Here is a 19,350-nt window from a genome sequence, read left to right as displayed (position 1 = left end):
AAGGTTATTGAAGATAACCAATGTAGTTTTGATTCATAACCAAAAAAACGAGGACAAACCCGGATGCCGCCGGACCGCGCTAGGCGCTCCCGTCACCCAGGTAGCTGCGCAGGCCTTCAAGCTCGATCACCTCGACGCCGCCGTGCTCCACCCGCAGCAGGCCTGCGCGCTCGAGCGCATGCAGTGCCCGGTTGGCGCGCTGGCGCGAGACCGCGGACAGGAGCCCGATCTCATCCTGGGTCAGGCGTATGAAGCTGCTCGCCTGCGGATAGAGGATCGGGTCGAACAGGCTGGCCAGGCAGCGTGCAACGCGCGCGTCGGGCCCCAGCAAGCGGTCGAACTCCATGAGGCCGATGAACAGGCTCAGGCGCGCATTGATGTGCGACAGGAGGAAGCGGTCGAAATCGAGGTTCGTCGACACGAGGCGTTCGAAGGTGTGGCGCGGCACGCAGGCCACGCGCGTCGGACGCATGGCCACGCCGTCGTAGCGCCACGGGCCGGGCTTCAGCAGCGAGCCTTCGCCGGCCCAGCCACCCGAAGTCACGCCGGTGAAAGTGGAAACGCGGCCATCGGCCAGGGACAGCGACATCTTCACCAGACCCTCGATGACGCCGAGCCAGAGATCCGCGGGCTCGCCGCGGCGCATCACGAAACCGCCGGCCGGCACCTCGCGCTCGTACGACTCGCGCACCACGCGGTCGAGTTCCTCGGCCGCCAGGGTCTTCGCCCACAAGCTCTCGCGGAGCATGGTCTCCATGGCCTTCGACGGCATTCGTGTTTCCTCGGCTCGCTGGCCCACTCTTCCGCCCGCGCCGGCCCTGCGTGGGGAGGCCTGCGGGGCGCGTAAGGAATGTCTTCAAAAAGACATTTTTGCGGCGGCGATCATGACATATTGGCCACCGTTCGCCACAACACAACCATAAGACTGGAGACAAGGATGGAACATCCGGAATCCGGCGCGGGCCCCACGCCTGCGCCATCTCATGACGAACCGCCGGGCATGCGCCGGCGCGACCTGCTGGGATACGCGGCCTCTGCGCCGCTGATTTCAGCCGCCGCGGGACTCGGCGGCCTGGCGGCCCCTTCGTCGGCGCGGGCCGCGATACTGCCGATGACCCCGCCTGACACGACCGACCTGATCGACATCGGCGATGCGGTGACGGTCACGGCGCTGCCGACCATGCCGCTGGTCAAGGTGAGTAACCTGGCGAACGGCCGCGTCCGGCTGGAGCTGCCGCGCTTCGAATCGGGCCAGGGCATCGCCACCGCCGCCGCGATGATGCTGGCCGACAAGCTGGGCCTGCCGCTGAACGCGATCGAGGTCGGCTCCGCCGACGCCAGTCCGGAGCTGATGTTCAACCAGCTCACCGGAGGCTCCTCGAGCGTGCGTTCGCTGCATGCGGGCATGCCGCTGATCGGCGGGCTGGCCACGGGCTCCGCCAACGCGGTGGTCGGCCAGCGCGTGACGCGGCTCGACGCGCTGGACATCGTGACCGGACGCAAGAAGTTCACGCTCGACCAGGCCGTGCCTGACGCCAAGCCGACCATGGTGTGCCGGCCGCCCACCATCAACGGCCAGTTCGTGCGCATCAACAACACGACCGCGGTGATGGGCATGCCCGGCGTCCTGGGCATCGCGCCGATTCCCGCCACGAACGGCATCGTGCCCACGCCGCCCGGTGTGGCGGTGATGGCCGAGACCTTCGGCCAGGCCTGGGCCGCGGTGAATGCGCTCGACGTCACCTGGACCGCGGGTGCGGTCGCCGGCGAGTCCAATGCCAGCATCCAGCAGCAGCTCAAATCCGCGCTGCTGCCCTTCCTGCTGCCGCCGCTGGGTGCTCTGACCGTCGAGGGGGAATTCGAGTTCGCCGCGGTCTCGCACTGCCCGATGGAAACGGAATGTGCCATTGCCGACGTGCGCGTCGACCGCGCCGAGATCTGGTCCGGCCTGCAGAGTCCGATCGTCACGCAGCAGGCGGTGGCAGCCGATCTGGGCCTGCCGCTGGACAAGGTCAAGGTGCATGCCGTGCCCTCAGGAGGCTCCTTCGGGCGCCGGCTGTTCTGGGACGCGACGCTGCAAGCGGTACAGGTCTCCAAGGCGCTGGGCCGGCCCTGCCGCCTGATGTACCACCGCACCGACGACATGCGCCACGGCCGCGTGCGCCCGCCGATGTTCCATCGGGCGCGCGCCACGATGCTGCTGGGCCAGGTCATCTCTTTCGAGCAGCGCATCGCCGGCGTGCGGCTCGACACGCGCCACGGCTTCGGCGAGATGCTGGGCGCCGCGGCCATTGCACTGCCCAACGGCTTTCCGCAGACGGTGGGCAACTTCGCCATCGAGCAGGTCATGTTCAAGACCATGGTCGCTTCGCCGTACAACTTCGGCGTCACCACCAAGCTGCTGACACCGGTCGCGATGGACATCAACACCTGCTCCTACCGCTCGGTGCACATCCAGCCCTCGCGCCTGGTGGAGGAGATCCTGGTCGACGAGATGGCCAGGGCGCTGCGCAAGGACCCGGTCGCCTTCCGCCTCGAATACCTGCGCCTGCCGCGCGCACGTGCGGTGCTGAAGGCCGTGGCCGAGGCGGCGCAATGGGGCAAGGCCATGCCGGCGGGGTTTGCACAGGGCGTGGGCGTGCACCAGGAGTCGAAGTCCTTCACCGCCTGCATCGTCGAGATCGACGCGCGCGTGCCGACCGACCTCAAGGTGACCCGCGCCACCATCGCGATCGACGTCGGCACCCCCATCAACCCCTCGGGCATCGAGGCGCAGATGCAGGGCGGCCTGTGCGAGTCGATCTCCATCGTGCTGACGGCCGGGCTGCACATCCAGAACGGCCTGCCGCTGGAGGGCAGCTACTCGCAGTACCACTTCGCGCGCATGAAGAACTACCCGAAGGACGTGAAGGTCATCATCATGCCGCCCAGCAGCGGCGAGGCGATCGGCGGCCTGGGCGAGGTGGGCCTGTCGGCCAGCTCGGGCGCGATCGCCAACGCCTATGCGCGCGCCACCGGCAAGAAGCCGCGAAGTTTTCCGCTGAACTTCCCCGTCGATTTCACCCCCATCCCCCCGGGCAAGCTGCCCACGCCGGTCGTCGTGCCGGTCCCCGCCTGAGGAATCCGCCATGCCTGTCCAATCTTTCAAGGTGAACGGCGGCCACGTCGACGTCGAGGCGCCCGACGACATGGCCCTGCTCTGGGTGCTGCGCGACAAGCTCGGCATCACCGGCCCGAAGTACGGCTGCGGCATCAACGTGTGCAAGGCCTGCACCTGCCACGTGGACGGCAAGGCGGTCACCGCCTGCTCGACGCGCGTGATGGACGTGCGCGGCCGGCAGGTGACAACCATCGAGGGGCTGGCCAACGGCAACACGCTGCATCCGGTGCAGCAGGCCTGGATGAACCTCGACGTGCCGCAATGCGGCTTCTGCCAACCGGGCCAGATCATGGCGGCGGTCGACCTGCTGCGACGCACCCGCAATCCCACCGACGCGGACATCGACGCCATCGAGAACGTGTGCCGCTGCGGCACCTACGGCCGCGTCCGCGAAGCGATCAAGGCAGCTGCGGCGATGATGGGTTAGCAGGTCGGCACGCGTCGGCGGACACAGCTGCGAGCTCCATTTCGGGGGGCCCGCACGCCAGCTGCGCTTCGAAGTGGACGGCGCGAACACCGGCCGTCAAAATGTTTCGAATGTTTCATTCAAAAACACCCCATTTGGTGATGCACGTCCGTTCTGTAACGCCTAGCCTCTGATGCGTAAGCTAATAACGACAGGAGACGGCCATGATTCCTCAGCTGCGCAACCCCTCCGTCGGCCGGCACGGGGCGTCCGGTCTCATCCAGCATGACGATGCGCAGGCCTGGGAGCAGCTCAACGAGCGGCCTTTCGCGTTCCGGCATGGCCTGGCCGGCCATCCGCTGTTGTCGATCGAGCGCCTGGCGCGCCTGTCGGAGCGCGCGTTCGACCGCGACCACTACAAGCGCTACTTCAAGGCCGCCGAGCTGAAGCTGCCGCGCGACACGCTCAAGGCGCGGTTCCGCGAAAGCATCGAGCAGATCGGCGAGAACGGCAAATGGGTGGCGCTGCACTACATCGACGAGATGGATCCCGAGTACGGCGAGCTCTTCGATCTGCTGCTGGCCGACGTCGAGGAGATCACCCGCCGCCCGGTACGCAGCCAGATGACATGGGGCAGCCTCTCGGTGTTCCTGAGCGCGCCGTGGCTGCCGGTGGCCTACCACTTCGACCACGAGACCAACTTCCTCATGCAGGTGCAGGGGGAGAAGGATCTGCACCTTTATCCGCGCGAGTTCGGCACGCTGACGGCGCCGGAGATCGAGGACTTCTACCGCCACAACCCGGTGGCCGGCATCTACCGCGACGAACTCGCGGATGCCGGCAGCGCCTGGAGGCTCGTGCCCGGCATCGGCGTCCATCATCCGCCCCTTGCGCCGCATCGCATCCAGAACGGCAAGGACGTGTCGGTGAGCCTGGCGCTCTACTACGTGATGCCGGAGATGGAGGAGCGCGGGCACGTCTACCAGGTGAACTACTGCATGCGCAAGCTGGGCTTGCGTCCGCGCGCGCCGGGCGAATCGGTGCGTTCGGACCGGATGAAGATCAAGCTCATGCGCGCGCTTTCAACCTCGAACCCGCGCACGCACGATGAGCTGCTTTATTCGGGCGTTTCGCGGCTCGCCGCGCCGTTCCGATGGGCCAAGCACCTGCGCGAGGGCCGGGCGTAGCCAAGTTCGACACGCCGTCTTCCCAGGCGTACCGAACGGCATGATTTGTTGCATACCGGCCATGCCCGGCCGCTGGCAAGGCCGGGGCTCCCCAGCTCACACCACCGGCGGCAATCGATCCAGCAGCTTGTCGAGCGTGATCGGATAGCTGCGCACCCGAACGCCCGTGGCGTTGTAGACCGCGTTGGCCACCGCGGCCGCGACGCCGCATATGCCCAGTTCCCCCACCCCCTTGGCCTTCATCGGCGAGGAGATCGGGTCGGTTTCGTCGAGGAAGATCACCTCCTGGTGGGGAATGTCGGCATGCACCGGCACCTCGTAGCCCGCGAGGTCGTGGTTGACGAAGAAGCCATGCCGCTTGTCGAGCGCCAGCTCTTCCATCAGCGCCCCGCCGACGCCCATCGTCATGGCACCGATCACCTGGCTGCGCGCCGACTTGGGGTTCAGGATGCGCCCCGCCGCGCACACCGCGAGCATGCGCCGCACGCGGATCTCGCCGGTGGCGGCATCGACGCCCACCTCCACGAAATGCGCGCCGAAGGTCGATTGCTGGTACTGCTTGTCGAGGTCGCCGTATTCGATGCCGTCCTCGGCCATCAAACCTTCAGCGCCCGCTGCTTCGGCCAGCGGCACCGCACGCTCGCCGGCGCGCACCATGCCGTCCACGAATTCCACCTCGACCGCGCCGAAGCCCAGCTTGCGTGCCACGGCCTCGCGCAGCTTCATGCACGCCGCATAGACGCCCGAGGTCGAGTTGTTGGCGCCCCACTGCCCGCCCGAGCCGGCCGACACGGGATAGGCCGAGTCGCCCAGCCGCACGAGCACCCGGTCCAGCGGCACGCCCATCGTCTCGGCCGCGGTCTGCGCGATGATGGTGTACGAGCCGGTGCCGATGTCGGTCATGTCGGTTTCCACCGTGACCATGCCCCGGTTGTCCAGCCGCACGCGCGCGGCCGACTTGGTCAGGAGGTTGTTGCGGAACGCCGCGGCAACGCCCATTCCCACGAGCCAGCGACCGTCGCGCTGCTGTCCCGGCGTGGCGTTGCGCCTGCTCCAGCCGAAGCGCTCGGCGCCCGTGCGCAGGCATTCGATCAGCCGGCGCTGGGAAAACGGACGCTGCGGCTTCTCCGGATCGACCTGCGTGTCGTTGCGCACGCGGAATTCGACCGGGTCGATCGCGAGCTTCTCCGCCATCTCGTCCATCGCGATCTCCAGCGCCATCATGCCCGGCGCCTCGCCCGGCGCGCGCATGGCGTTGCCCTCGGGCAGGTCCAGCACGGCCAGCCGCGTGGTCGTCAGGCGGTTGGCGCCGGCGTACAGCAGCCGGCTCTGGTTGACCGCGGTTTCCGGCTGTCCGCCCGGCAGGTCGCCGGACCAGCCTTCGTGCGCGATGGCGGTGATCTTGCCGTCCCTCGCCGCGCCGATGCGGATGCGCTGGATGGTCGCGGGCCGGTGCGTGGTGTTGTTCATCATCAGGGGCCGCTGCAAGGCCACCTTCACGGGCCGCTTGGCGGCCCGCGCGCCCAGCGCGGCCAGCAGCGCATCTGCGCGCACGAACAGCTTGCCGCCGAAGCCGCCGCCGATGAAGGGCGAGACCAGGCGCACGTTCTCCTTCGCGATGCCGAGCGTCTTGGCGACATCGCCGACGCCCCACGCAATCATCTGGTTCGATGTCCAGATCGTGAGCTTGTCGCCCTGCCACTGCGCAATGGAGGCGTGCGGTTCCATCATCGCGTGCGACTCGTCGGGCGTGGTGTAGGTGGCATCGAGCTGCACGGGGGCCGCGGCGAACGCGCCCGCGAAGTCGCCCGCCTTTGTCAGCGGCTCGCCGGAAAACGGATCGGCCTTGGGCATCTGCGCCGCATCCTTTTCGGCGGCCAGGTCGAAGCGCCCCGGCGCACGCGTGTATCCGATGCGCACCAGCTGCGCCGCGGCGCGCGCCTGCTCGAAGGTGTTGGCCACGACGAGCGCGACGGCCTGGTGGTAGTGGTCGATCTCGGGGCCGCCCAGGAGCCTGGCCGTATTGAAGTCGCCCTTGCCGAGCTTGCCGGCATTGCGCGCGGTGATGATGGCCAGCACGCCCGGCGCGGCGCGCGCGGCGCCCAGGTCCATCGAGGCGATGCGGCCTTTCGCGATGCCGGCACCCACCACCCAGCCATAGGCGGCGTTGGGCACCTCGGTGTGGCGTTCGTAGGCGTAGCGTGCGGTGCCGGTGGTCTTCATCGGGCCGTCGATGCGGTCGGTCGGCTTGCCGATGATCTTGAGCTGGTCGATCGGATTGGTGGTGGCGGGCGTGTCGAATTTCATGCGGCTCAGCTCCTTGCTTGCGCCAGTGCCGCGGCCAGCGCGCGCTCGGCCAACGGCAACTTGAATGCGTTCTCGTGCGTCGGCTGTGCGCCGGCCAGCAGCTGCGCGGTCACCGCCTTGGCGCCTTGGGGCATCGCCGCCTCCGCGGCCTCCACGCGCCACGGCTTGTGCGCCACGCCGCCCAGTGCGACGCGGCCCGAGCCGTCGCGCTGCACGACCGCCGCAACGGACACCAGCGCAAAGGCATAGGAGGCGCGGTCGCGCACCTTGCGGTAGATCTGCGTGCCGCCGATCGGCTTGGGAAGCGTGACGCCGGTGACCAGCTCGTCCCGCTCCAGCGCCGTCTCGATGTGCGGCGTGTTGCCGGGCAGGCGGTGGAAGTCCGCGATCGGGATCACGCGGGTGCGGCCGTCGGGGCGCACCGTCTCCACCGCCGCGTCGAGCACGCGCATCGCCACCGCCATGTCGCTCGGATTCGTCGCGATGCAGGCCGTGCTCGTGCCGACCACTGCATGCTGGCGCGTGATGCCGCCGATGGCGCTGCAGCCGCTGCCGGCCTGGCGCTTGTTGCACGGCTGGTCGGTGTCGTAGAAGTAGGGGCAGCGCGTGCGCTGCAGCAGGTTGCCCGCCGTGGTGGCCTTGTTGCGCAACTGGCCGGAGGCGCCGGCCAGCAGCGCGCGCGACAGCACGCCGTAGTCGCGGCGCACGCGCTCGTCGGCGGCCAGGTCGGTGTTGCGCACCAGCGCGCCGATGCGCAGGCCGCCCTCGGGCGTCGGCTCGATCCTGTCCAGCGCCAGGCCGTTCACGTCGACCAGGTGCGTGGGCGCCTCGATCTGCAGCTTCATCAGGTCCAGCAGGTTGGTGCCGCCGGCAATGAACTTGGCGCCGGGGTTGCGTGCGACCGCGGCCGCCGCCTGCGCCGGGGACTGCGCCTTCTCGTAGGTGAAAGGCTTCATGCGCGGCTCCCGGCCACCTCGGTGATGGCATCGACGATGTTGGAGTAGGCGCCGCAGCGGCAGATGTTGCCGCTCATGCGCTCGCGCAGTTCCTCGGCCGACAGCAGCGGGCGCGCGGTGAGATCGACGCTCACGTGGCTCGGCACGCCCCGCTTGATTTCGTCGAGCACGGCCACCGCCGAGCAGATCTGGCCGGGCGTGCAGTAGCCGCACTGGTAGCCGTCGTGCTTGACGAAGGCGGCCTGCAGCGGATGCATGTTCTGCGGTGTGCCGAGGCCCTCGATGGTGGTGACCTGCCCGCCGTCGTGCATGACGGCCAGCGTCAGGCAGGAATTGATGCGCCGGCCGTCGGCAATGACCGTGCAGGCGCCGCACTGGCCGTGGTCGCAGCCCTTCTTGGTGCCAGGCAGGTGCAGGTGCTCGCGCAGTGCATCGAGCAAGGTGGTGCGCGTGTCGAGATCGAGCGAATGCGTTTGGCCGTTGACGTTGAGCGACAACTTCGCACGCGGTCCCGCGGCTGCCGGGGGCGCGGGCTGCGCGGCCGCGGCCGGTGCGGAAGCGGACGAAACCGCCGCGGCGGTGACCGCGCCGGCAATGAGTGCGTCGCGCCGAGAGATCAAGGGCAAGGGAATCGTGGGACTGTGCATGTCGGCTCCTGTCGTTCGAAGTTCGGGTGCATCGGCCATCGCTTTTTTGATATCACGCGCCACCGGCGGTCGCAATAGGAGAACGGATGCCATGCACCTGCGAACAGTTTCATCGTGTCTTCGGCTCCCCATTTTTCTGGCGCCGCGCGGGGATTGACAGGGGCATTCCGCTTGTTTTCTTGCCCAATCCGCTGATGCCGCAAGCTGCTGCTTACGGAAGTTCCTATGCCAGGCGCGGCAGCCCTTGCCTGGGCGCCTCGGCGCCCCGCGCGGCCCCTCGCAGCACCTCGATGTCCCGCTTGGGCGGCGCGCCGAACAGCCGGCTGTACTCGCGGCTGAACTGCGAGGGACTTTCATAGCCGACCCTGAACGCCGCACCGGCCGCATCGAAGTGTTCGCTCAGCATCAGCCGCTTCGCCTCGTTCAGCCGCAGCCATTTCTGGTACTGCAGCGGGCTCATCGCGGTGAGCTGGCGAAAGTGGTGGTGGAAGGTGGGTGCACTCATCTGCACGCGCGCCGCGAGTTCGTCGATGCGAAGCGGCATGGCGTAGTTCAGCTTCAGCCAGTCGATGGCCCGGGCGATCCGGTAGCCCTGTCCGTCCACCGATGCGATCTGCCGCAGCTTTGCAGCCTGGTCGCTCATCAGCAGCCGGTAGTGGATCTCGCGCTGGATCAGCGGTGCGAGCACCGGGATGGCGTGCGGCTCGTCCAGCAGTTCCAGCAGACGACAGAACGGCGCCAGGATGGCGGGCGTTGCCGCACCGATGCCCACCCCCACGCCGATCGGCCGGTCGCGCGGCGGCGGCAGGCCGCCCTGCGCGATCAGCTCGGCCAGTATGCGCACATCGAGCTTCAGCATCAGCCCCAGGCAGGGCTGCCCGGGGCTTGCCACCCTCACCTCCGAATTGGCAGGCACGTCCAACGAGGTGACGAGGAACCGCGAGGTGTCATAGGCATAGGCCTCGCCGCCGATCCACATCTGCTTCGCGCCCTGGGCAACCAGCACGATGCTCGGCTCGACCATGCACACCGCAGGCGGCGCGGGAGCATCGCGCCGGAAGAAGCCGAGGCCGGCGATGGGTGTTTCGAAGTCGCCCGCTCCGGGCGTCCGCGCGCCGATGATCTGCGCCATCGCTTCCTGTGGCGGCCTGCATTGAGCTGCCGCGTCGTCGTGTCTGGATGCCATGCTGCTTGGAGCCTTCGAAAAAGACTCTAACCCGCCGGCCCGGACTCCATCCACAAAAGTCCGCCACCGCCAGAGGATCAGGCAAGAAATCCAGCGGAGTGCGCAATCGATGGCCTGTGGATCCCGCCAACGCTCAATCGAGCCGCAGCTTCGCAACCCTGGCCAGCGACTGCCAGGCCGCAAGGTCGCGGCGCACCGTGGCCGCGAACTCGTCGGCGTCCTTGATCGGCGGGCGCGGCATGTTCTGCGCGGCGAACTTCTGGACGATCTCGTCGGCCGAGAGGATGCGGTTGATCTCCTGGTTCAAGCGCAGCACCACCTCGCGCGGCGTGCCGGCCGGCGCGAAGACGCCGTACCAGCCGTCCGCATCGAAGCGGTAGCCCTGCTCGGTCAGCGTGGGCACGTCGGGCAGCGCCGGCCCGCGCGCCGAGCCCGTGCAGCCCACGGCCTGCAGCTTGCCGCTGCGAATGTGGGGCACCGGCGATGCGATGTCGACGAAGCCCACGCCGATGCTGTTGCCCAGCAAGTCGCTCAGCAGCGGCGAGACGCCCTTGTAGGGGACGTGCACCATGTCCATGCCGTACTGCGCCTTGAGGCCTTCCATCACCAGGTGGCCAGTCGATCCGCTGCCCCAGGAGCCATAGGCCAGCTTGCCGGGGTCGGCCTTGGCATGGCGCACCAGATCCGCCAGCGTCCTGATGCCGGTGGCCGGGTTCGCCACCAGCAGGATGCCCGCGGCACCGACCTGGGCGACGGGCAGCAGGTCCTTCTGCGCGTCATAGGGCATCTTCGGCTGGATGACCGGGTTGATGGCGATGGCCGAGGACGGCGACAGCAGGATCGTGTAGCCGTCGTGCGGCGCCTTGGCGACCGCGTCGTTGCCGATCAGGCCGTTGGCGCCGGGCTTGTTGTCCACCACCACGGGCTGCCCGAGGGCCTGCTGCAGCGGCCCGGCCAGAAGTCGCGCGAAGATGTCCGAGCCCGCACCCGCGGGGCCGGACACGACCATGCGGATCGGGCGTGCCGGCCAGCCGCCGGCTTCGCTGGCGCGCAGCGGCGCTTGCAGCGCGAGCAGGCCCGCGCCGGCCAGCAGGCGGCGGCGGGAAATGGGGGTGTCGATCATGCGGTGTCTCCTTGTTCATGTTTCAGCGTTCGGCCGCGCCGGCACCGGGCCGCAGCACCTGCCCGGTCAGGAACTGCGCGCGTGCGCCGGCCAGGTAGCCGAGCAGCGGCAGGCAGGCCTCGGGCGCGAGGCCCGGCGGCAGCTCGAGTGCGTTGATGCGCAGTCCGTGCGCACCCCATTCGGCGGCCAGCGTGGCCACGAGCATGCGGGCCGCTTCGGCATCGCCGGCCAGCGCCCAGGGCAGCGCCGGAGCAGGCCGCGGCAGCAGCAGCGTGAGGCTGGCCAGCGCCGCATGGCGTGCGCGGAAGCCGCGGGCCGCATCGAGCACGGCCTCGAGCTGCGCGCCCGGCGGCGCATCGAGGGCGCGGCCGTCGACGACGGCGGGATAGCCCTGGCTGCCGGGGTGGTCCGCATGCGAGCGCGCCCACGCGTCCAGGGCGGCCTGCCAGGCTGGCTCGCGCACCGACTCACCATGCGGCCGAAGCGGCGCCTCGAACGCAAGCGGCGGATGCTCGCACGGCGGCAAGGGCTGGCTGCCGCCGCAGACGGAGGAGCCGCCATCGAGCACCAGCAGCTGCCCGGTGAGCACGCGCGCGGCCGCGCTGGCCAGGAAGCACAGCGCCTCGGCCATGTCCTCGGGCTCGGCCATCCGGCCCAGGGGAATCTTCGAGACCGCCTGCGCCGGATTCAGCCGGCCGCCATCGATCAGGCGCTGCACGAGTTCGGTCCGCACGAAGCCCGGCGCGAGCGTGGTCACCGTCCAGTCGGGCCGGGCCTGCGCGAGCGCCCGGCCCTGCGCGATCAGCCCGGCCTTGCTCGGGCTGTAGAGCCCGCGCCACGGAATGGCGCGCAGCCCTGCGCCGGAGGCCACGTTGACGATGCGCGCACCCGGCCGAAGCCGCGCCGCGCAGGCCTGCAACATGCGGGCCGGCGCCGCCAGGTTGAGCGCCAGCAGGCGCGCGGCCGTGCCGTCGTCGTGGCCGGACGTGGCCTCGGCGCCGCCGGCCGACAGGCCCGCGTTGTTGACGAGGGCATCGAGCGGCGGTATCTCCTGCCCCAGGCGCTCGATGCGGGCGGCATCCGTCAGGTCGGCCACCAGGCTCAGCGGCCGCTCGGCCTCGGCGGGCCAGAGGGCTTCGAGGCGCTGCAGCGCCTCTGCATCGGCGTCGACCAGCACGCAGCGCCAGCCGGCACGCGCGAGGCCCAGCGCCGCGGCGCGGCCGATGCCGGCGCCGGCGCCGGTGAGCAGCACCGTCGCCATCAGCCGCCCCGCACTTCGCGCAGCAGCGCATACACGGCGTCGTGCGGCGCCGCGGTGCCGACCGGCTGGCGCGCGCCGAACAGGACTGCATCGTCCTGCCTCAGCTCGGGCCGCGTGCGCTCCTCGATCCAGTCGTAGATCACCGTGCGCGCGGCCACGCGCCACTCGCCGCCGCGGCGCTCGAAGCGGTCCGCATAGCGGCCGCACAGGAAGGTTTCGCGATCGGGCTGCGCGGCCGTGGCCTGCAGCGCGAAGAAGCTGCTTTCCACCGCCGCGGCATCGCCATGCAGCTCGATCAGCACATTGCTGACCTGGTGGACACGCCGGCCGCCCTGCCGCAGTCTTTCCAGCGCCTGCGCGATGAAGCCGGCGGCGCTGCCGTTCCAGGCGCCGTGGCAGTCCGTGGCGTCCTCCCAGTAGGCGGAACGCAGGGCCGCCTCGTCACAGCGGTCGATGCCCCGGCAGTAGCGCAGCAGGCAATCGCGGATCGCCTCGCGGTCCAGCAGGGCCTGCAGGGTTGCCGGCCCTTGCACGGAGGCACTCATGCGGCTGCGGGCGCGGCGCGCCGGAACAGTTGCACCAGGTTGCCTTCGGGATCGCGCAGCGACAGCACGGCGCCATGGCTGCCCATGTCGCGCAGGCCCAGCACCTGTCCGCCGGCCGCGCCGATGCGTTCCGCCGCGCCCTCGAAGTCGTCCACCTCCAGCACCATCACCAGGCCGCTGGTGGCAGGCGTCGCCTCCTCGGCGCAGGCCAGCGCCACGTTGGTGCCGCCCACGCCGTACTGGATCCAGCGGTCGCCATCGCGGAACTTCATCGGCAGGCCCAGCGCGCCTTCATAGAAGGCATGCAGGCTGGCCGGCTGCTTTGCCACGACGAACACGTTCTGCACCCGCTTGGGCGGCCGAAGCGCGCTGCTCACAGCGAGGTCTCCGAAGCGCCGCCGTCCAGCCGCAGCACGTCCGCGTTGAAGAAGCGCGAGCCGTCGCCGGCCAGGAAGCAGATCGCGTCGGCGATGTCTTCCACCGTGCCCAGCCGACCCAGCGGCGTGCGGCCGATGCGCCGGGCGTCGAGCTCGGCATTGCGGTGCTTGGCGGTGCCTTCGGTGGGCACCGCGCCGGGCGCGACCGCGTTCACGCGGATGTTGCGCGCGCCCAGGTCGGCCGCCGAGGCACGCGTGATGCCCAGCACGCCGGCCTTGATGCCGCTGTAGACCACCGAGCGCATCGGCGACTTGAAGGCCGCGATGGAGGCCACGTTGATGATCGAGCCGCCGCGCTGCGCATCCATCGCCTCGGCCGCGGCCTGGATGCCCCAGATCACCGACTTGAAGCCGATCTCCACCATGCGGTCCATGACCTCCGGCGTGATCTCGGCCAACGGCTGGTAGCGCACCCAGGCGGCGTTGTTGACCATGACGTCCAGCCGGCCGGCCTCGCGTGCGAACTGGGCCACGGCCTCGCGCATGCCGTCGCGCGTCGACACGTCGCAGGGCAGCCCGATGGCCTGGCCGCCGAGCGCGCGGATCTCGGCCACGGCCTCCTCCACGAACTCCGGCTTCAGGTCGTTGATGCCGACGGTGGCGCCCAGGCGCGCCATGGCGCGCGCGGTGGCGCGGCCGATGCCGTGGCCCGCGCCGCTGATGAAGGCCGTGCGGCCTGACAAAGACATGTTCATGGTTGAGCTTTCTTGGTGGGTTCCCCGGGCACCAGCAGCGCGTCGAGCGCATGGGCGCCGCGGCCCTGCTCCAGCACCACCAGGGGGTTGATGTCGATCTCGGACACGCTGTCGGCGTGCCGCACCGCGAAGCGCGACAGCGCCGCGATGGCCTGCGCGGCCGCCGGCACGTCGGCCTTGGGCCGGCCGCGCGCGCCGTCGAGCAGCGGGAAGGCCTTGAGCGAGCGCAGCATCGCTGTGGCCTGCGCCTCGTCGACGGGTGCGGGCTGCAGCGCCACGTCCTTGAAGATCTCGGCAAAGATGCCGCCCAGGCCGACCATCACCATCGGGCCGAACACCGGGTCCTTCTTGGTGCCCAGGATCAGCTCGACGCCGCCCTGCACCATCTGCGCGACCAGCACGCCGGCGATGCGGGCCCCGGGCGCCTTCTGCGCGACGCGCGCCAGCAGTTGGTCGTATTCCTCGCGCAGCTGCGCTTCGGAGCGCACGCCGACGAACACGCCGCCGGCTTCGGTCTTGTGCGCGATGTCGGGCGAGACGATCTTGAGCACCAGCGGAAAGCCCATCTCGCGCGCGGCAGCGAGCGCCTCGCCGAAGCTGCGCGCGATCGCCTCCCGCGGCACCGGCAGCCCCGCCTCGGCCAGCACCGCCTTGGCGCTGGCCTCGGTGGCGAAGGCCTCGGCGGCCAGCGGCGCGCGGTCGATGGCCGGCGGAACAGCCCGTGCGGATCCGCGCGCGCCGAAGCGCAACAGCGCAGCCACCGTCGCGCAGGCCGCATCGATGCCTTCGACCACCGGAAAGCCCATCGCGTTGAGCCGTGCGCGCACGTCGTCGGGGGCCCGCGCGCACAGCAGGATCAGGCACGCGGGATGGTCCTTGCGCACCTGCGCGAGCGCCTCCAGGAACACGCCGCGCAGCCGCGGCACGTGGAAGGCGTTGGCCGACTGCAGGATCAGCGCGTCGCAGCTGTCGTCGCGCGCCACGGCATCGAGCATCCGTGCCAGCACCTCGGGCCGGCTCGACACCTGTGCCGTCATGTCCACCGGATTGGATGGCGCGGCGAAAGGCACGGCCGAGAGAATGCGCGCCTGCGTCTGCGTCGCCAGCCTGGGCAGCGCGAGGCCCTGCGCACTGGCCGCATCGGCCAGCAGCACGCCGAAGCCGCCGGAGGCCGTGAGCACCGCCACGCGATGGCCGCCGGGCACGCGCGCCGGACCGACCACCGACAGCGCATGGCCGACCTCGAGCAGCAGCTCGATGCTGGGCACGCGCAGCGCGCCGCCCTCGCGCAGCACGGCATCGAACACGGCGTCCGAACCGGCCAGCGCGCCGGTGTGCGAAGCCGCGGCCGCGCTGCCGGCCTCGGAGACGCCGACCTTGAGCACCACCAGCGGCTTGCCGGCCTCGCGGGCCATCGCCATGGCCTGCCTCAGCTTGGCGCCGTCGCGGCAGGTTTCCATGCAGCACAGGATCACGGAGGTGCCGGGGTCGGCCGCCAGCGAGGCAATGGCATCGGCAATGTCCACGTCGCATTCGTTGCCCGTGGTCAGCATGCGGCTCACGCCCAGGCCGCGCTCGCCGGCCAGCCGCAGGGTGAAGCTGCCGAGGTTGCCGCTCTGCGAGACGATGCCCACCGGGCCCGCCGCGGGAAAGGACGATTCCAGCGCCACCGAGAAAGTGGCGATGCTTTTGTCCGGCACGCCGATCGCGCCCAGGCAGTTGGGGCCGACGATGCGCATGCCGCTGGTTCGCGCCACCTCGCCGATGCGCGCCTGCAGCCGGCTGCCCTCCTCGCCCATCTCGGAGAAGCCGGCGGACAGGATGACCGCGGCCTTCACGCCGCGCTGCGCGCAGTCCTGCACCGCGTCGAGCACGCCCGCGGGCGGCACCGCAATCACCGCGAGCTCGGGCACCGCGGGCAACTCCGCCAGGCTCGCATAGGCCTGCAACGACTGCGCCAGGCCGCCCTTGCGGTTGATCGGATAGATGCCGCCCGCATAGCCGTACTTCTGCAGGAACTGCAGCGGCCGGCCGCCGATCTTCGTGACATCGTCGGAGGCGCCGAAGATCGCGATCGAGCGCGGCTTGAACAGCGCGTCGAGGCCGTGGCCCACTTGCGTTGCCTGCATCTCAACGACCTTTGTAGACAGGCTTGCGCTTTTCGAGGAAGGCCTTGCGGGCCTCCTGCGCATCCTCGGTCCTGGCCAGCGCCATGGTGATGTTCTGCTCGAAGCGGTAGCCGTCGCGCTGCGGCATCAGGTCCATCATGTTGGCCGCCTGCTTCGCATAGGCGACGGCGAGCGGCGCCTTCGAGGCGATCTCCTGCGCGATCTCCATGGCCAGCGGCATCAGCTGATCGCCGGGCACCACCTCGTCGAGCACGCCGCGGCGGTACAGCTCGGCGGCAGGCACCTTCATGCCGGTGAAGAACATGCGGCGCGTGAACGAGCGGCCGAACAGGGTGCGCAGCATCGAGACGCCGCCGGCCAGGCCGACGTTGATCTCGGGCATGGCGAAGGTGGCGTCCTCGCTCGCAAGGAAGATGTCGCACGCCGCCATGAGCCCGAAGCCGGCGCCCAGCGCGGGGCCGTTGACGGCCGCGATCACGGGCTTGGCGCATTCGCGGATCGCATTGCCGGTCTCGCGGGTCCAGCGGTTGTGGTCGAGGAAGTCGCCCGCCTTCTCGGCATCGGGCCGGTCCTTGAGGTCCGCGCCGGAGCAGAAGAACTTGCCGGTGCCCGTGAGGATCGCGACGCGCACGTCGGCACGCTCGGAGACCTCGTCGAAGATCTCGATCAGGCGGCGGCGCGTGGCGCGGTCCAGCGCATTGACCGGCGGCTTGTCGAGCCGGACGACGGCGATGTAGTCGGAAACTTCCAGTTCGATGCTCATCGCACACTCCCGGTCTGGTTGGAAAAAGAAACTTGCGGCGCGGGCTCGTGCGGCGCCAGCAGCCGCGCGGCGTGCAGCAGCCGGTCGCCGTAGCGGAACTCGGAGGCGATCAGGCGCTGCGCCGTGCGGGTGGCCAGCACCTCCTCGCTCACGCCCATGCCACCGTGCATCTGGATGGCCGCTTCGGCACAGGCGCGCGCCGACTCGGCCAGCGACACCTTGGCCAGGCGCAGCGTGCGGCGCAGGTCGGGCGCGTTCTGCTCATAGGCATGGAAGCAGTGGATCACCAGGCCCTTGGCGCCCAGGTACTTCACGTACATGTCGGCCACGCGGTGGCGCAGCACCTGGAAGCTCGCGAGCGCCACGCCGAACTGGCGCCGCTCCTTCAGGTGAAGGACGGTCTGGCGGATCAGGGTGGCCAGCGCCGCCACCGTGTCGGCGGCGGTCAGCAGCAACGCGGCGTCGGTCGCCTTCGCGCGCGCCTCGCGCACGGCAGCGCCGCGTGCAATGCAGGCGCCCTCGGGCACCGCAAGCCGCTCCAGCGCAAAGTCGGCACCCAGGCGGCCTTCCATCGTCCGGTAGCGGGCCGTGGGCGCGCCGATGCGCTCGGCATCGACCAGGAAGAGCGCCTCGTCGCCATCGTCCAGCTGCGCGGGCACGAGATAGTGCGTGGCGGGCAGCGTCAGGTCGACGCCCTGCACCACGCCGCTCAGCGCGTAGCCGATGTCCAGGTGCCGGGCCGTCACGGCATGGTCCTCGGGCGTGGCGGACAGCCCGGTCATCGGCGCGATCCGCGCGCTGCCCTCGGCCACCGCCTCCAGCCAGCGGTGCGCCGTCTCGGCGCCGGCCGCCTGCAGCAGCAGCGGCACCACGGCGCAGGTCTCGACCACCGGCAGCTGCAGGCCATGCGTGGCCAGCCCCTCGACGATGGAAGCGAGGTCGTTCAGGCTGCCGCCGACGCCGCCGGCTTCCTCGGGCACGAGGGTGGCGGCCCAGCCCAGTTCGCGCACGGGGTCGCCCTGGATCTGCTGCGCGATGTGGTCCTCGGCATAGCGGCTGGCTGCGTCCAGCAGCATGCCGGGAAAGAGCGACGGAAAAGAAGTGGACATGGCTCAGGCTCCCAGCAGTTCGTTGGCGACCACGTTGCGCTGCACCTCGGAGGTGCCGCCGGCGATGGTGCGGGCGCGCGTGAACATGTAGTTCTGGATCCAGGTGGCGTCGGGCACGTCCGCCCCGGAATCGGCGAGGAAGCGGTGGGCCGCGTCGGGGCCGACCGCATCGAGCGCGATGGTCGTCAGGCGCTGCGCCACGTCGGCGCAGGTCATCTTGATGACCGAAGGCTGCACGCCGAGCGGGCGCTGGTGGATCAGGTCGTCGGTGGCTTCGGCCATCATCACGCGCGCGCCCTTCACGTCGGCTTCGCACAGCAACAGCTTGTGGTGCAGGCCGCTGAAGTCGCGCCGTCCCGCGGCAGCGCGGCTTGCCTGCTCGACCAGCTGCGTGACCTGCCGCCGCATGAGCTCCAGCCGCGCCACATTGGCCGGCGGCAGGCGTTCGCGCTCGAGCAGGAACTTGGCGCAGGTCCAGCCCTTGCCGACCTCGCCGAGCAGGTTGTCGGCGCGCACGCGCACCTCGTCGAAGAAGACCTCGTTCAGGTGGTGCCAGCCGTCGATGGTCCCGATCGGGCGCACGGTGATGCCCGGCGTGTCCATCGGCACCAGCAGCAGCGAGATGCCCTCCTGCTTCTTCGCTTCCTTCGAGGTGCGCACCAGCATGTAGATCATGCTGGCCTCGTGGGCATGCGAGGTCCAGATCTTCTGGCCGTTGACGACCCACTCGCCGCCTTCCAGCCGCGCGCTGGTGGACAGCGAGGCCAGGTCGGAGCCCGAGCCGGGTTCCGAATAGCCCTGGCACCACCAGTCGGAGCCGTCGAGGATGCGCGGCAGGAAGCGCGCCTTCTGCTCCGGCGTGCCGAAGCGGATGATCACCGGGCCGATGTGGCCCAGGCCATGGTGGTAGAGCGGCGGGCAGTCGTTCTCGGCCATCACCTCCTCGAAGATCAGGCGCTGGCGGATGTCCCATCCGGTGCCGCCCGCTTCGCGCGGCCAGCTCGGTGCGCCCCAGCCCCGGGCGTTCAGGATCTGCTGCCAGGCCTGGTATTCGCGCTTGGTGATCTTCTGGCCGGCCGCGACGACGGCGCGGATCTCGGGCGGGCAGGCTTCGCGCGCGAACGCTTCGAGTTCGCGCCGGAAGCCGGCATAGTCGATGGACATCTTTCTTGTCTCCTTATATCTTTCGAATAGTTCAAACTTCATTGCTCGAGGTGCTGCAAAGCACGTCGATCAGTGAACGGGTTGACTCGCCACCGCGCAGCCTGGGTCTCCTGCGAGCCCGAGCTCGACCTACAGCACAGGGCGCGCGGTGGTGGTCTCTTTGTTCTGCTGCATCCCGAATGGTTGATCGAACACATTTCGTATTCATAAGGCTGGGAGCCGGAGAACTGTCATGAGTGAACCTGTCTACGTAGGCATCGACATCGCCAAGGCCA

17 protein-coding genes are annotated in these 19,350 nt (G+C 69.8%); 3 read left to right on the top strand and 14 right to left on the bottom strand.

Translation table 11 applies throughout. The features are described from left to right. Positions 1-79: 79 nt before the first annotated feature. Positions 80-772: a Crp/Fnr family transcriptional regulator gene (locus tag IB278_RS15550; protein ID WP_192323952.1), complete on the bottom strand. Its 693-nt coding sequence runs from the start codon at positions 770-772 to the stop codon at positions 80-82. Between the two features lie 165 nt (positions 773-937). Between IB278_RS15550 and IB278_RS15545 the strand changes: the two genes are divergently transcribed. The 3 genes from IB278_RS15545 to IB278_RS15535 all read left to right on the top strand — a co-directional run bounded on the left by IB278_RS15545 (position 938) and on the right by IB278_RS15535 (position 4,753). Then, complete coding sequence (locus IB278_RS15545) at positions 938-3,118, top strand: xanthine dehydrogenase family protein molybdopterin-binding subunit (protein ID WP_192323950.1); 2,181 nt, start codon at positions 938-940, stop codon at positions 3,116-3,118. Positions 3,119-3,128: 10 nt separating this feature from the next. Further along, entirely contained in the window at positions 3,129-3,587 is a 459-nt protein-coding gene (locus IB278_RS15540) for a (2Fe-2S)-binding protein (protein WP_145744445.1), read from the top strand. 203 nt (positions 3,588-3,790) lie between these two features. Further along, on the top strand, positions 3,791-4,753 hold the full coding sequence (locus IB278_RS15535) for a hypothetical protein (protein ID WP_192323948.1): 963 nt from the start codon (positions 3,791-3,793) through the stop codon (positions 4,751-4,753). A 96-nt stretch (positions 4,754-4,849) separates the two neighbouring features. On the opposite strand, the gene paoC is transcribed toward IB278_RS15535, so the two are convergent. From paoC to IB278_RS15470, 13 genes are all read right to left on the bottom strand, one after another. After that, positions 4,850-7,060 carry an aldehyde oxidoreductase molybdenum-binding subunit PaoC gene (paoC, locus tag IB278_RS15530; protein ID WP_192323946.1) on the bottom strand — a complete coding sequence of 737 codons (2,211 nt, stop codon included), beginning with the start codon at positions 7,058-7,060 and terminating at the stop codon, positions 4,850-4,852. Positions 7,061-7,065: 5 nt separating this feature from the next. Continuing rightward, the gene (locus tag IB278_RS15525) at positions 7,066-8,016 is read right to left on the bottom strand and encodes an FAD binding domain-containing protein (RefSeq protein WP_192323944.1); all 951 of its coding nucleotides are present in this window, start codon (positions 8,014-8,016) and stop codon (positions 7,066-7,068) included. Further along, positions 8,013-8,663: an aldehyde dehydrogenase iron-sulfur subunit PaoA gene (gene paoA, locus IB278_RS15520; RefSeq protein WP_192323943.1), complete on the bottom strand. Its 651-nt coding sequence runs from the start codon at positions 8,661-8,663 to the stop codon at positions 8,013-8,015. Before paoA ends, IB278_RS15525 begins: the two co-directional genes overlap by 4 nt. Before the next feature lie 223 nt (positions 8,664-8,886). After that, positions 8,887-9,849 carry an AraC family transcriptional regulator gene (locus IB278_RS15515; protein ID WP_145744428.1) on the bottom strand — a complete coding sequence of 321 codons (963 nt, stop codon included), beginning with the start codon at positions 9,847-9,849 and terminating at the stop codon, positions 8,887-8,889. A 133-nt stretch (positions 9,850-9,982) separates the two neighbouring features. Next, entirely contained in the window at positions 9,983-10,972 is a 990-nt protein-coding gene (locus tag IB278_RS15510) for a Bug family tripartite tricarboxylate transporter substrate binding protein (protein ID WP_192323941.1), read from the bottom strand. Positions 10,973-10,994: 22 nt separating this feature from the next. Further along, positions 10,995-12,233 carry an SDR family oxidoreductase gene (locus IB278_RS15505; RefSeq protein WP_192323939.1) on the bottom strand — a complete coding sequence of 413 codons (1,239 nt, stop codon included), beginning with the start codon at positions 12,231-12,233 and terminating at the stop codon, positions 10,995-10,997. Continuing rightward, the gene (locus tag IB278_RS15500) at positions 12,233-12,778 is read right to left on the bottom strand and encodes a nuclear transport factor 2 family protein (protein ID WP_192323937.1); all 546 of its coding nucleotides are present in this window, start codon (positions 12,776-12,778) and stop codon (positions 12,233-12,235) included. The genes IB278_RS15505 and IB278_RS15500 overlap by 1 nt, the downstream gene beginning before the upstream one ends. Further along, positions 12,775-13,155 (bottom strand): VOC family protein, encoded by a 381-nt coding sequence (locus tag IB278_RS15495; RefSeq protein ID WP_192323935.1) that lies wholly within the window; start codon positions 13,153-13,155, stop codon positions 12,775-12,777. Before IB278_RS15495 ends, IB278_RS15500 begins: the two co-directional genes overlap by 4 nt. Then, positions 13,152-13,910, bottom strand: coding sequence for an SDR family NAD(P)-dependent oxidoreductase (locus IB278_RS15490; protein WP_192323933.1), 759 nt, complete (start codon positions 13,908-13,910; stop codon positions 13,152-13,154). The genes IB278_RS15495 and IB278_RS15490 overlap by 4 nt, the downstream gene beginning before the upstream one ends. Further along, complete coding sequence (locus IB278_RS15485; protein ID WP_192323931.1) at positions 13,907-16,039, bottom strand: acetate--CoA ligase family protein; 2,133 nt, start codon at positions 16,037-16,039, stop codon at positions 13,907-13,909. Before IB278_RS15485 ends, IB278_RS15490 begins: the two co-directional genes overlap by 4 nt. Before the next feature lies 1 nt (position 16,040). Next, positions 16,041-16,802: an enoyl-CoA hydratase/isomerase family protein gene (locus IB278_RS15480; protein ID WP_192323929.1), complete on the bottom strand. Its 762-nt coding sequence runs from the start codon at positions 16,800-16,802 to the stop codon at positions 16,041-16,043. Next, positions 16,799-17,911, bottom strand: a complete 1,113-nt coding sequence (locus IB278_RS15475; RefSeq protein ID WP_192323927.1) for an acyl-CoA dehydrogenase family protein — start codon at positions 17,909-17,911, stop codon at positions 16,799-16,801. Before IB278_RS15475 ends, IB278_RS15480 begins: the two co-directional genes overlap by 4 nt. Positions 17,912-17,914: 3 nt before the next feature. Then, positions 17,915-19,075 (bottom strand): acyl-CoA dehydrogenase family protein, encoded by a 1,161-nt coding sequence (locus IB278_RS15470; protein WP_192323925.1) that lies wholly within the window; start codon positions 19,073-19,075, stop codon positions 17,915-17,917. Between the last annotated feature and the right edge of the window lie 275 nt (positions 19,076-19,350).

It is taken from the genome of Variovorax sp. VRV01 (genome assembly GCF_014852545.1).
GTDB lineage: Bacteria > Pseudomonadota > Gammaproteobacteria > Burkholderiales > Burkholderiaceae_C > Variovorax > Variovorax beijingensis_A.
This window is presented reverse-complemented; position numbering and strand designations above follow the sequence as displayed.